The sequence below is a fragment of the Mesorhizobium sp. BAC0120 genome (assembly GCF_033542235.1).
Classification (GTDB): domain Bacteria; phylum Pseudomonadota; class Alphaproteobacteria; order Rhizobiales; family Rhizobiaceae; genus JAWRCU01.
The window spans coordinates 40,658-53,935 of record NZ_JAWRCU010000020.1 but is presented as its reverse complement, the minus strand read 5'-3'; the positions used below and the strand labels follow the sequence as shown (position 1 = coordinate 53,935).

At 63.7% G+C, this 13,278-nt stretch carries 11 protein-coding genes; 3 read left to right on the top strand and 8 right to left on the bottom strand.

Annotated features, from left to right (window positions below):
- Nucleotides 1-3 precede the first annotated feature (3 nt).
- Entirely contained in the window at nt 4-816 is an 813-nt protein-coding gene (locus SAZ10_RS29135; protein ID WP_318612961.1) for a heme ABC transporter ATP-binding protein, read from the top strand.
- A gap of 204 nt (nt 817-1,020) precedes the next feature.
- Here SAZ10_RS29135 and SAZ10_RS29130 read toward each other — a convergent pair whose 3' ends face one another.
- The 6 genes from SAZ10_RS29130 to SAZ10_RS29105 all read right to left on the bottom strand — a co-directional run bounded on the left by SAZ10_RS29130 (nt 1,021) and on the right by SAZ10_RS29105 (nt 7,633).
- On the bottom strand, nt 1,021-1,788 hold the full coding sequence (locus SAZ10_RS29130; protein WP_318612960.1) for an SDR family oxidoreductase: 768 nt from the start codon (nt 1,786-1,788) through the stop codon (nt 1,021-1,023).
- A gap of 4 nt (nt 1,789-1,792) precedes the next feature.
- A complete protein-coding gene (locus SAZ10_RS29125; protein ID WP_318612959.1) occupies nt 1,793-2,809 on the bottom strand; it encodes an ABC transporter permease in 1,017 nt (338 codons plus the stop codon).
- A 22-nt stretch (nt 2,810-2,831) separates the two neighbouring features.
- The gene (locus SAZ10_RS29120; RefSeq protein ID WP_318612958.1) at nt 2,832-4,340 is read right to left on the bottom strand and encodes a sugar ABC transporter ATP-binding protein; all 1,509 of its coding nucleotides are present in this window, start codon (nt 4,338-4,340) and stop codon (nt 2,832-2,834) included.
- A gap of 86 nt (nt 4,341-4,426) precedes the next feature.
- Nucleotides 4,427-5,377, bottom strand: coding sequence for a sugar-binding protein (locus SAZ10_RS29115; RefSeq protein ID WP_412535317.1), 951 nt, complete (start codon nt 5,375-5,377; stop codon nt 4,427-4,429).
- 366 nt (nt 5,378-5,743) lie between these two features.
- Nucleotides 5,744-6,814, bottom strand: a complete 1,071-nt coding sequence (locus tag SAZ10_RS29110; RefSeq protein WP_318612957.1) for an ABC transporter permease — start codon at nt 6,812-6,814, stop codon at nt 5,744-5,746.
- A gap of 78 nt (nt 6,815-6,892) precedes the next feature.
- Entirely contained in the window at nt 6,893-7,633 is a 741-nt protein-coding gene (locus SAZ10_RS29105; protein WP_318612956.1) for an ATP-binding cassette domain-containing protein, read from the bottom strand.
- A 393-nt stretch (nt 7,634-8,026) separates the two neighbouring features.
- Between SAZ10_RS29105 and SAZ10_RS29100 the strand changes: the two genes are divergently transcribed.
- Complete coding sequence (locus SAZ10_RS29100; RefSeq protein ID WP_318612955.1) at nt 8,027-9,016, top strand: sugar-binding protein; 990 nt, start codon at nt 8,027-8,029, stop codon at nt 9,014-9,016.
- A gap of 254 nt (nt 9,017-9,270) precedes the next feature.
- Nucleotides 9,271-10,050 carry a FadR/GntR family transcriptional regulator gene (locus SAZ10_RS29095; RefSeq protein ID WP_318612954.1) on the top strand — a complete coding sequence of 260 codons (780 nt, stop codon included), beginning with the start codon at nt 9,271-9,273 and terminating at the stop codon, nt 10,048-10,050.
- A 127-nt stretch (nt 10,051-10,177) separates the two neighbouring features.
- On the opposite strand, the gene SAZ10_RS29090 is transcribed toward SAZ10_RS29095, so the two are convergent.
- Both SAZ10_RS29090 and rpsA read right to left on the bottom strand, forming a co-directional pair.
- On the bottom strand, nt 10,178-11,020 hold the full coding sequence (locus SAZ10_RS29090; RefSeq protein WP_318612953.1) for an aldo/keto reductase: 843 nt from the start codon (nt 11,018-11,020) through the stop codon (nt 10,178-10,180).
- A 370-nt stretch (nt 11,021-11,390) separates the two neighbouring features.
- Nucleotides 11,391-13,088 (bottom strand): 30S ribosomal protein S1, encoded by a 1,698-nt coding sequence (gene rpsA / locus SAZ10_RS29085; protein WP_318612952.1) that lies wholly within the window; start codon nt 13,086-13,088, stop codon nt 11,391-11,393.
- Nucleotides 13,089-13,278: the final 190 nt, after the last annotated feature.

The window sequence follows — 13,278 nt, the reverse complement described above, 5'->3', positions numbered from 1 at the left end:
AACATGATCAGCACGCGAAATGTTTCTGCATCCATCGGCGGCAGTCGGATCATCGCCGGCATTGATTTCGAGCTGCGGCCCGGCGAGATCGCAGTCGTCGTCGGCCCGAACGGCTCCGGCAAATCCACGCTGCTCAAGACGCTTTCGGGCGATTTGCCCTATCAAGGCGAAATCCTCTTCAATACCCGCGACCTCAGGACGATGAAGCCGCGCGATGCAGCGCTCATCCGCGCCGTGCTGCCGCAGGCGACTGTCCTGTCCTTCCCTTTCACGGTGCGCGAAGTGGTGCGGCTCGGCATGTTGGCAGGCCGCTCGGGCGCGCTCGCCGGCGAGGATGCGCGGCTGCCCGACCGAGCCCTTGCCAAAGTCGATCTCACAGGTTTTGGAGGCCGCTTCTACCAAGAGCTTTCCGGCGGCGAGCAGCAGCGAGTGCAGCTCGCTCGCGTGCTCTGCCAGGTCTGGGCGCCGGTGCTCGAAGGCAAGCCGCGCTACCTGCTGCTCGACGAGCCGGTCTCCAGCCTCGACATCCGCCACCAGCTTCTGGTGATGGAGATCGCTCGCGACTTCGCCCGCCGCGGCGGCGGGGTCGTCGCCATCCTGCATGACCTCAACCTTGCCGCAATGTACGCCAGCCGCATGCTGGTCCTGCATCGCGGCAGCGTCGCCGCGTCCGGCACGCCGCGCGAGGTGCTGTCGGACGAGCTGATTGCCCGCGTCTTCGAATGCCACATGAAAGTCGGCACGGTGCCGGCCGGCGACATCCCCTTCGTGCTGCCGCAGACGGCGTCGAGCGCGGGTAAGCTGACACGCTTTTGAAGCTGGTCTCGTCGAGCCGCGTGTCGTAGCATCCCAGTTTCACGATCCGCGTGATCGGGCAGCAGATCCATCTCCGGGCTGCCGACATCTCATCGGACGGCCGCGCGCCCGGCGTCATTCAGGTGCCGTTTCTGGCTCCCTTGAGCAGGCTCGACTCCGTCGGGCTCGGCAAATATGCCCGGGAGCAATACAATCTCTGAATAGTTACAGCGACGCAGTTATCCCGCCGTCCACGTAAAGCGTGTGGCCGTTGACGAAGGACGAGGCATCGGAGGCGAGGAACACCGCGGCGCCCACCAGTTCCTGCGGGTCCGCCCAGCGCCTCGCCGGTGTGCGCTGCTCGAGCCAGGCGTTGAACGCCTGGTCCTCGAGCAATGCCTTGTTGAGCGGCGTGCGGAAATAACCGGGCGCGATCGCATTGATCTGCAGGCCATATTTCGCCCAGTCCGTGCACATGCCGCGGGTCAGATTGCGCACCGCGCCCTTGGTCGCAGTGTAGGGTGCGATGTTCGTGCGTGCGAGCTCGCTCTGCACGGACGCGATGTTGATGATCTTGCCGCGCCGGCGCGGGATCATGCGCCTGGCGACGGCCTTGCCAACGTTGAAGACGCCGGCAATGTTGATCTGCAGCAACGACTGGAACTTGTCGTCGGGGAACTCTTCCAGCGGCGCACGATGCTGGATGCCGGCATTGTTGAACAGTATCTCGATCGGCCCGATCTCCCGCTCGATGCGATCGACCTCGGCCTCCACGGCGCGCGCATCGGTCACGTCGAACAGAGATTGATACGCCTTGTGTCCCGCAGATGAGATCGAGGCGGCTGCATCCGCGACATCGCTTGCTGTGCGGGCATTGACGACCACCGGGGCGCCATGCTCGGCCAGGCCCCTGGCCAGCGCCAGACCGATGCCGCGTGCCGAGCCGGTGACGAGCGCCAGACGCCCGTCCAGGCTGAACAAAGGATAACTCACCCGCCTACTCCCGCTCCTGTGCTGCTACCGCGCCGGCCGCAGGCGCTCCAGCGCCGCTGAAAGCCCGTCTCTTGGCCAGCCCCCGGGCTTTGGAGAACTGCTGGTCGGCGAGCACGCCTATCAGGATCACGGAGCCCATCACCGCAAAGTTCAGCGAGCTCGGTATGCCGAGCAGATTGACGAGGTTCTGCAGGACTTGCAGGAGAACCGTGCCGAGCACGACCCCGAGGATGGATCCCTCGCCGCCGCGCAGCGAGCAACCGCCGAGTACTGCGGCGGCGATCGCATAGAGCTCGTAGAAATTGCCGTGCGAGGAAGGCGAGATCGAGCGGGTGTACATGGCGATGTAGATCGCCGCGACGGCAGTCAGTCCGCAGCAGATCACATAGGCGGAGATCACGATGCAGGGCGTGCAGATGCCGCTGTAGCGCGCCGCTTCCTGATTCTTGCCGACCGCGTAGAGATAGCGGCCGAACACCGAGCGATGCAGGACCGTGCCCATGATGATGGCCGCGATTGCAAAAGCGATCAGGCTGAGGGGAATCCCGTAGATGCGGCCGGTCGTCAGCCACTCAAGCGTCGGGAAGCTCGCGCCGAAAGGAAAGCCGGCCGTGGCGTCGTCCGTGTAGTAGCGCGCGACGCCTCGATAGATGAGCAGCCCGCAGAGCGTGACCACGAAAGGCTGCAGGCCGACCTTGGCTATGAGGAAGCCGTGCACCAGCCCCATCAGGCAGCCGAGCGCGATGACGATGACGACGGCGACCGTCCAGTGAACCGCGCCACCTGCCACCAGATCGATGAAGACCACGCCAAGCAGGGCAATGATCGAGCCGACCGACAGCTCGATGCCGCCTGAGATGATGACGAAAGCCTGGGCGAGCGCGAATATCCCGAACAGGCCGACCAGGTTGGCCGTGTTCGACAGGTTGACCGGCGACAGGAAGCGCGGATTGATGAAGGCTACGACCGCCCCGACGACGAGGATGAGGACGAGCAGTCCTATGTCCTTGCGGTTCGCCATCTTGGTTCCTCCCCTGCCCCTTTCATGCAACGCTGTCGCGGCCGACCGCCAGCGACAGGATGCTCTGCTCGCTCAGACCCGTGCGGTCGAGGAAGCCGGATATTCGCCCTTCATGCATCACGGCGACCCGGTCGCTGACGCCGATGATCTCCTCCATGTCGCTGGAGATCATCATGATGCCGACCCCGCTGTCGGCAAGCTCGCGCATCAGGCGGTAGATCTCGTTCTTGGCTCCGACGTCGATGCCGCGCGTCGGCTCGTCGAAGATCAGCACGCGCGGCGACATGGAGAGCCATTTGCCCAGCACTACCTTCTGCTGGTTGCCCCCTGAAAGGGAGCCGACATCGACCGAGTTGCCGGGGGTGCGGATGTCGAGCCTGCTGCGCTGCCGCTCTGCTTCCCCCTCTTCGGAATTGCGATCGACGATGCCGCTATGCGCGTGGGCGGGCAGGTTGGCGAGCGTTATGTTGTCGCGCACTGGAAAGCCGAGGATCAGACCGGAGCGCTTGCGGTCCTCCGGCACGAGATAGACGCCTTGCTCGACGGCGTCGCGCGAGCGGGTGATGCGAGCCGGCTTGCCGCCGATCCTGATCTCGCCGCCTTCGCTCCTGTCGAGACCGAATATTGTGCGGGCAAGCTCGGTGCGGCCGGAGCCGACCAGTCCGGCGACGCCGAGGATCTCGCCGCGCCGGAGGGTCAGGCTTACCGCCTGGTCGGGCCGGTATGCCGTCCTGATGCCGACGAGCTCCAGGATCGCGTCACCCGCGCGAGCGGCCGGCGGGCGATAGAGCGTCTTCAGCTCCCGTCCGATCATGTAGCGGATCATCAATCCGGCCTCGATCTCGCCGCGCTTCAGCTCGGCGACACGCCTCCCATCACGCAGCACAACGACCCGATCCGCGCAGTGCTCGACTTCGCCGAGGCGGTGCGAGACATAGATGACGCTGACATTTTCCGCCTTGAGCCGGGCGATCACCTTCAAGAGCCGCTCCGTCTCGGAAGCCGTCAGGCTCGAGGTCGGCTCGTCCATGATGACCAGCCGCGCCTTGAGCGATAGCGCCTTGGCGATCTCGACGAGCTGCATTTCGGCGAGAGACAGCTCGGAGACCGGCGTGTCGGGGTCGAAATCGGCGCCAAGCTGCGCCAGAAGCGGCCGGGCGCGCTTCGACAGTTCCTTGTTGTCGACGAGCTTCAGGAAGCCGCCGGTCAGCGGCTCACGGCCGATGAAGATATTGGCGGCCGCGCTGAGATTCTCGAAGAGATTGAGCTCCTGGTGCACGAAGGCGATGCCGCCCTTCATCGCATCCGCGATGGTCAGGCTCTGAAACCGAGTCCCGTCGAGCTCGATCGTGCCTGCGCTCGGCGCAATCACACCGCCGAGGATCTTCATGAGCGTCGACTTGCCAGCCCCGTTCTCGCCGACGAGGCCGACGACTTCGCCCGGGGCTATCGAGAAATCGACTCCGTCAAGCGCCCGTATTCCGGGATACTGCTTGGAGACTCCCGTCATTACCAGGAATGGAGCAGACATGGGGGTGAGATTGCGCGGCGGGTGAGGATATTGCAAGGCACAAAGCAGGCCGACTGGGAGATGGCCGGCCTGCTCTATTTCGAGGCTCAGCCGCCGATGCGCGACTTCAACTCGGCCTCGAACGCATCGACATTGCCCTTGTCGATGACCTTGGTGGGGATGATGACCAGCTTGTTCTCAGGCACGACCGACTTGTCGCCCTCAAGATACTTCGCCATCAGCTTCATGCCTTGATAGCCCCACTCGAAGGGCTGCTGCACGACGGTCGCAGCGATCGTGCCTTCGCGTACACCGCCAAGCGTGATTGGGTCCTCATCGAAGCCGACGATGGTGATCTTGCCGAGCTTGCCTGCTTCCTTCAGCACCTCGTAGATGCGGGGCGTGTTGTAGGAGTAGAAGCCGACCATGCAATCGATGTCCGGATTGGCGGCGAGCGCGTCCTCGACATTGCGCTTGGCGCGGGTCTGGTCAATGTCGTCGGCGCGCACGTCGATCAACTCGACCTTGGAGCCCTTTATCGTCGACTTCATGCCCTCGATGCGCTCGCGAGCGTTGTCGGCTCCGGGAAGCCCGACGAAGCCGATGCACTTGCCGCCGTTCGGCATGGCCTTCAGCGCGATCTCGCCGGCCTGCTTGCCGGCATCGGTGTTCGACGATCCGATATAGGCGATGCGGTTGGTATTGGGCGCGTCGCTGTCGGTGGTGAAAAGCGGCACCTGGCCACCGATACGGTTCAGCGCCTCGGTCGAGGACTTTGGATCGACCGCGCTCACCATGATGGCGGAGACGCCCGCAGCTACGAGGTCATCCATCAGGCGCTGCTGCACGGCGGCCGCAGCCTGTTCCGGATATTTGAGCTCCAGCTTGTAGCCCGGCAGCTCCGCTTGAGCCTTCTTCACGCCGGCTTCGGCGATTTTCCAGAAGTCGGAGGCGCCGTTGACCACGAAGGCCATCGTCTTCTTCTCTTGGGCAACAGCACTCGTCACGGAAAATGCGGCGCCCATCAGAAGCGCGCACATGGCTATTCTCATTTTCATGAAATTCCTCCCGTTGCGATGGATTTCCCGGAAACTCGGTACGGGCATCCGGCTCACGAGCCGCGATTTGATCGTTCCACGCCGGAACGGCCCTACGCCACCCGGCCTCCTCCAATGCACGGCCGAACCTGCCCGTCTGCTTCCGCGGCAAGCTAAGCGCAGCGCGAAATTGGAGTCAATATTTGTCTGATAAATACTATGATAGGTCTTGGCGCGCGATTGAATTGCCTAGGAAGTTGCTCACCAGCGAATGTCGCTGCTGATGTGCTCAGTGTATTCATTTCGTCGCCTCCGGCATTCCGCCAAAAGGTAACTGGCTCACGCAGGATAGCAGCGAGCGCGAAAATCAGGGCTGCCGCAGGCGAGCTATTCGCTCTGACGGAAGTTGCGGATCCGATCGAACAGGACAGCCAGGAGAATTGCACCGCCTATGAACGTGCCCTGCCAGAAGGCGTTGATGCCAAGCAGCCCTAGGCTGTTGCGGATCACTTCGATCAAGGCGGCCCCGACCAGCGCGCCAAAGGCTGTGCCGACACCGCCGGCGAGATTGGCGCCGCCGATCACGGCCGCGGCAATGACCTGAAGCTCCATGCCAGCGCCGAGATTTGTGGTGACGGCGCCGAGCCAGCCGGTTTCGACGATCGCGGCGATGCCGGCCGTCAGCGAACAGACCATGTAGACCGCGACCTTGATGGGACGCACCGGAATGCCGGTGAGCGTGGCGGCCTGCTCGTTGCCGCCGATGGCGAAAACATGGCGCCCAAACCTCGTCCAACGGAGCACGAAGCCGATGATCGCGGCGAGCACCAGCGTGTAGATGACCGGGTTGGAGATGCCGAAGAGCCAGGCGCCGCCGCCCAGCGCCAGCAGCCTGTCGTGGTCCGGCCCGAACTGGAACACGGTCTGGTTGTTGGAGGCGATCATCGCCAAGCTGCGGCCGATGGACAGCATGCCCAGCGTCACCACGAACGGTGGGAAGCCCAGATAGGCGATCAGGATGCCATTGAATGCACCGACGAGGAGGGCGGTCACCACCGCCGCAGTTATGCCGGTATAGATGCTGCAGCCGCCGCTACAGGCGGTGTACGGTCCCTCGAGCCCGAGCGGTGCGAGGAAATTGTAGGGCCCGAACTGAACGTCGCCATGCATGGTGACAGCGAGCACCATGCTGCACAGAACCAGCACCGAACCGACCGATAGGTCGATCCCGCCGGTGATGATCACCATCGTCATGCCGAGAGCGATGATCGCGGTGAAGGTGAAATTGCGGGTTATGTTGAAGAGATTCGTGCTCGTCCCGAACGCGTTGGTCGTGAAGTACAGGAACAGGCTATAAAGAATAAGGACGACCAGGACCCAGAATGTCTGGCTGCTCAGCAACGACGAATGCCAGCTGTGCTGCTTCTGGGCTATGGTCTGATCAAGCGTGATTGCCATCTTCGACCTTTGTCCTTGATACGCTTCCTTTGCCGCAGGTTCTCATCGCAACCCGTGGGACACTTTTGCGGAACCTGATTAGACGGCCTCGATGGCGCCGGTGATGAGCCCCGTGACTTCTTCCGGAGAGGTCGACGCTATGGCTCTGTCGGCAACTTTTCTGCCGCGCCGCAGCACGATGACGCGGTCCGCCACCGAAAAGACGTCCGGCATGCGATGGCTGATGAGCACGATAGCGATGCCCTGGTCACGCAGGTGCCGGATGTGGTTCAGCACCTCGGCCACCTGGCGGACCGAGATCGCGGCGGTGGGCTCGTCCATCAAAACGATCTTGGCGGCCGACAGCATGGTGCGGGCGATCGCCACCGCCTGCCGCTGGCCGCCCGACATCTGCTTGATGAGGTCGCGCGGGCGCGTCTCGGATTTCAGCTCGGCGAACAGCCTGCCGGCGCGCCTGTACATTCCGGCATAGTTGAGCACGCCGAACGGGCCGATGCCCCAGCGCAGTTCCCGGCCGAGAAAAACATTCGCGGCCGCGGTCAGGTTGTTGCAGAGCGCAAGGTCCTGGTGAACGATCTCGATGCCGTTCCGGCGCGCTTCGACCGGCCGGTGCAGCACGATCTCCCGGCCGTCTATGCGCATGGTGCCATGGCTCGGAAGGAAGTTGCCCGCGATCATCTTCACCAGCGTCGACTTGCCGGCGCCGTTGTCGCCCATCAGGCCGACGACCTCGCCCGGTTGCAGCGACAGCGACACGTCGTTGACGGCCTGGATGGCGCCGAAATGCTTCGAGATCTTGATGAGTTCGAGAACCGCCACCGGCCTTATCGCCTCCCCACAACGCGCCCGCACTCGTCGTTCGAGGCGAACGACGACATTTCTGCGGCCCCGCTTCGGCTTCTCCTCCCGGGCGGAACGCCGATGCGAATTTATGCAAACGTCCGCTAGGGCGTCAATCGAATGTCGGACAAATCGGATTTTTCCCAAGCACAAATCCGTGGCCCGGGACAACTGGTTGCGAAGCCGATGCAAAAATCAGTTTTGTCAGACAATACCCCGTTGACGGGGAAACTTTGCCGATATTAGCTTGCCGGCGGAGGAAAGCTAATCGGCCCGAGGCTCCGGTGTGGGTGGGCGCGGCCCATCAACACGTTCGCACGGGTTGGTTTGGTGTGGCGGCGCCTCAACCGCCTGTTTCAAGGGAGGAATGAAATGAGGAAACTGACCTTACTGGCCGCTGCCGCAGCACTGGCGCTCGGCGCCGGACCGGCGCTGGCCAAGAAGCAGCTGGTCATTGTGGTGAAGGGTCTCGACAACCCCTTCTTCGAAGCCATTCACCAGGGCTGCGAGAAGTGGAACAAGGAGAACGCCAGCTCGGAATACGAGTGCTTCTACACCGGCCCGGCATCCACCTCGGACGAAGCCGGCGAGGCGCAGATCGTCCAGGACATGCTGAGCAAGCCCGATACCGCGGCGATGGCGATCTCACCTTCCAACGCCAAGCTGATCGCGCAGACGATCAAGAGCGCCAATCCCTCGATCCCGGTGATGACGGTCGATGCCGACCTCGCCAAGGAAGACTCGGCGCTGCGCAAGACCTATCTCGGCACTGACAACTACCTGATGGGCGCCCGCATCGCCGAATATATCAAGAAGGCAAAGCCAAACGGCGGCAAGATCTGCACGATCGAAGGAAATCCCGGCGCCGACAACATCCTGCGCCGCGCCCAGGGCATGCGTGACGTGTTGAGCGGCCAGAAGGACCTGCCGGCGCTGAAGGGCGAAGGCGGCTGGACGGAAGTCTCCGGTTGCCCGGTCTTCACCAATGACGACGGCGCCAAGGGCGTCCAGGCGATGACCGACATCCTTGCCGCCAATCCCGACCTCGACGCTTTCGGGATCATGGGCGGCTGGCCGCTGTTCGGCGCTCCGCAGCCCTATCGCGACCTGATCAAGCCGATGGCCGACAAGCTCGCCAAGAACGAGTTCGTCATCGGCGCCGCCGACACGATCGGCGACGAGGTGGCGATCGCCAAGGAAGGACTGGTAACCGCACTCGTCGGCCAGCGGCCCTTTGAGATGGGCTACAAGGCTCCCTCCGTGATGATCGACCTGATCGCCGGCAAGAAGGTCGACGACCCGGTGTTCACAGGCCTCGACGAATGCACGAAGGACACCGCGGATACCTGTATCCAGAAGTGATCCCGCCAATCCGGGGTGTCCGGCGAACGGACGCCCCGGAGCCGGCCGCTGCCGGCCCGGAGGCTGACGGCGCAGCACCATGTTCCATCATCATGAGGTGCTGCACTCATCACCATGACCCTCGACGACTTGACACGCCCTGCAATCGATACTTTCTGGCCGAGCGTGTCAGTCGGCAGCTCCATCGTGATCGCGGTGGGATTGCACCGCCTGGCGCATATTGGGCAGCCGGCGGCTGGAGCGGCGGGGAAAAGATGAACGACAGGAAATTGAAAGCGCCTCCAGCCCGCGCAAGCGTTACGGGCGAAACTCTCCTGACCCGGCGGCGTTCGGGCGCCGACCGGATCGCGGGGACCAGCGTTCACGCCTCGCTCGCCACCGAGATCGGTCAACGCATCGTGCGGGGCGACTATCCTCCCGGCACGATCCTTCCGAACGAGCAGCAGTGGTCGCAGACCTTCGACGTAAGCCGTTCGGCGGTGCGCGAGGCGATCAAGATGCTGATGGCGAAAAGCCTGCTCGCCTCGCGGCCAAAGGTCGGCAGCTGGGTCGAACCCCGCGAGCGCTGGAACCTGCTCGATCGCGACGTGCTGAGCTGGTACTCGGCCGCACCGAACCGCGAGGCATTCCTGAAGACGGTGCAGGAATTCCGCTACATCATCGAGCCCGAGGCGACCGCGCTTGCGGCCGAGCGGCGCAGCGAAGAGCAGATGGCCGAGATCACCAAGGCCTGCGTCGAGATGGGCATGGCTGAGACATTGCCCGAGCGGACGGCCGCCGACACGCGCTTCCACCTCGCAATATTGAGAGCCTCCGGCAACGAGCTTCTGGTGCCGCTCGGCGTGCTGATCGAAAGGGCGTTCAGCCAGCTTTTCGTGTTCGTGACCCGCGAGGTCAACGACCTGCAGCTTGCGCAGGCGCTCCATGAGAAGATCGAGAAGGCGGTCAGGCAGCAGCGCCCGGATGCCGCCCGCATTGCCGTGCGCAAGCTCCTCAAGAACACGGACGAGATCATCAGCCGCGCGAAGCTATAGAGAGCACTTTGCTTTTAGGTCGCCGGTCGCGACCTTGGCGCCTTTCGCCGCGAGCAAGCTCGAAGCCGCTCCTCCCATGCCTGTCGTGCCGCCGAGGTGATCGCCACCTTGCCTGAGGGCCCCCCGCTCAGATCATCTCCAGCGGCTGCTTGCTGCGCGGCGGCGGAAAGAGACGATCGAGCTCGGTGAGATCTTCGGCCGTCAGGTCGATGTCGAGTGCGGCCCGGTTGTCACGTACGTGCTCAGGACGGCTCGCCTTGGGGATGGCGATCACGCCGTCATGCCGCATCGTCCAGGCCAAGGCGATCTGCGCAGGCGATGCGCCGTGTCGGCGCGCCACATCCGCTAGCCGCGAACTGGTCGCGAGGCTCCCCTGCTCGACCGGCGAATAGGCCATGATCGGAATGCGGCGCGTCCGGCACCATGGGATCAGGTCGTGCTCAATGCCTCGCCGGCCGAGATTGTAGAGGACCTGGTTCGTCTGCACGGCGCTGCCCGCAGGAAGCGCAAGCAATTCCTCCATGTCGTCGGTATCGAAATTGCTGACGCCCCAATGCCGGATCTTGCCGGCCGCCTTGAGTGCCTCGAAGGCTTCGACCGTCTCACTGAGCGCCACCGAACCGCGCCAATGCAGCAAATAGAGGTCGATGACGTCGGTCTTCAGACGAACGAGGCTCCTTTCACAGGCGGACTCGACGCCGTGGCGCGAGGCATTGGACGGCAGCACCTTGCTGACGATGAAGACCTCGTCGCGCCTGCCGGCGACCGCATCGGCGACCACCCTCTCGGCGCCGCCGGAGGCATACATCTCCGCCGTATCGATGAGGGTCATGCCGAGATCGATGCCGAGCCTCAGCGCCGCTACTTCTTCACCGTGCCGGCTGGAATCCTCGCCCATGTACCAGGTGCCCTGGCCGAGGACGGGCACGGCCTCGCCGGTGGGGAGCGTGGTGGTTCTGATGGCGGGCATGGCGGGAGACTCCTTTGGAGCTATCATCTAGGGCAGGTCGGACGGTCGCGCCAATCGGGAGGACCGGCAGTGCTCTAGGACGGATAGGTCGGCGGGACAGTACCCCCCTCTGTCCTGCCGGACATCTCCCCCACAAGGGGGGAGATTGGCTGTCACTTTGGGTTTCGCCAATCGCCAACGCTGACGGTTGGCGAAATCAAAGCGGCCGTCCGATCTCCCCCCTTGTGGGGGAGATGTCCGGCAGGACAGAGGGGGGCGACGTAGGGCGCCACCTTCTGTAAGCTCTGTACCAGCCGCGCCCATGAAAAAACCCGCCGGATCACTCCGGCGGGTTTCGTATCTTGCAATCCGCGGCTTCTACCGCAGAGGCTTACTTGTCGCGGTTCTTGAGCGCGGCGCCGAGGATGTCGCCGAGCGAAGCGCCGGAGTCGGTCGAGCCGTACTGGGCCACCGCCTCTTTCTCTTCGGCGATCTCCAGCGCCTTGATCGAGACCTGCACCTTGCGTGTCTTCTTGTCGTAGGCGATGACGCGCGCATCGACCTTCTGGCCGACAGCGAAGCGTTCCGGACGCTGCTCGTCGCGGTCGCGCGACAGGTCGGAGCGCTTGATGAAGGAATCGAGGCCGGACTCGACGAGCCGTACCTCTATGCCGCCATCCTTGATGCCGGTGACCTCGCAGGTGACGACGGCGTTCTTGCGCAGCTCGCCGCCGGCCGCAGCGCCGGTCGCCGCATCTCGCTGCAGCTGCTTGATGCCGAGCGAGATGCGTTCCTTCTCGATGTCGACGTCGAGCACCTTGGCCTGGACGACCTGGCCGCGCTGATACTCCTCGATGACCTGCTCGCCCGGACGGGTCCAGTCGAGGTCGGAGAGGTGCACCATGCCGTCCACATCGCCGTCGAGCCCGATGAACAGGCCGAACTCGGTCTTGTTCTTGACCTCGCCCTCGACGGTCGATCCGACCGGATGGTTGCGGGCAAACGCCTCCCACGGGTTCTCCAGCGTCTGCTTGAGACCGAGCGAGATACGACGCTTGGCCGGATCGACCTCGAGCACCACGACGTCGACTTCCTGGCTGGTCGACAGGATCTTGCCGGGATGCACGTTCTTCTTCGTCCACGACATCTCGGAGACGTGGATCAGGCCCTCGATGCCCGGCTCCAGCTCCACGAAGGCGCCGTAGTCGGTGATGTTAGTGACCGTGCCGCGGATCTTCTTGCCGAGCGGGAACTTGGTGCCGATATCGGACCACGGATCGCTCTCGAGCTGCTTCATGCCGAGCGAGATGCGGTGCGTCTCCTGGTTGATGCGGATGATCTGCACCTTGACCGTCTGGCCGATGTTGAGGATCTCGGTCGGATGGTTGACGCGGCGCCACGCCATGTCGGTGACGTGCAGCAGGCCGTCGATGCCGCCGAGGTCGACGAACGCACCGTAATCGGTGATGTTCTTGACCACACCCTCGACCACCTGGCCTTCCTCGAGGTTCTGCACGATCTCCGAGCGCTGCTCGGCGCGGCTCTCCTCGAGCACGGTGCGGCGCGACACCACGATGTTGCCGCGGCGGCGATCCATCTTGAGGATCTCGAAGGGCTGCGGGTTGTGCATCAGCGGGGTGACGTCGCGGATCGGCCGGATGTCGACCTGGCTGCGCGGCAGGAACGCCACGGCGCCATCGAGATCGACGGTGAAGCCGCCCTTGACCTGGTTGAAGATGATGCCTTCGACGCGCTCGCCCTTGTTGAACTTCTCTTCGAGGCGGACCCAGCTCTCCTCGCGGCGCGCCTTCTCGCGCGACAGCATCGCTTCGCCCAGCGCATTCTCGATACGCTCGACATAGACCTCGACCGTATCGCCGACCTTCATCTGGCCGTCCTTGGCCTTGGCGCCGAACTCCTTCAGCGGGACGCGGCCTTCGACCTTCAGGCCGACATCGATGATGGCCATGTCCTTTTCGATCGCGGTGATCGTGCCGCGCACGACCTGGCCCTCGCCCGAATGGCCGTCGGAAAAGGACTCTTCGAGAAGCGCGGCGAAATCGTCGCGCGATGGATTGGAATTTGACATTTGTTCTCCTGGAAAGCCCCGTCATTGCGGGGCCGGCGCCGTGGGTTAGCGTTGCGTTTGCCTGCTCTGCATTCTGGGCTGAAAAGCCCTGTTGCCGCTTCAACTTTGGTCGCGGCGGTCCGGCGCGAGAATGCTTACAGGCTGGTTCTGGTCCGACATATGGGCCTTGGCGACCACATCCGCCAGGCGG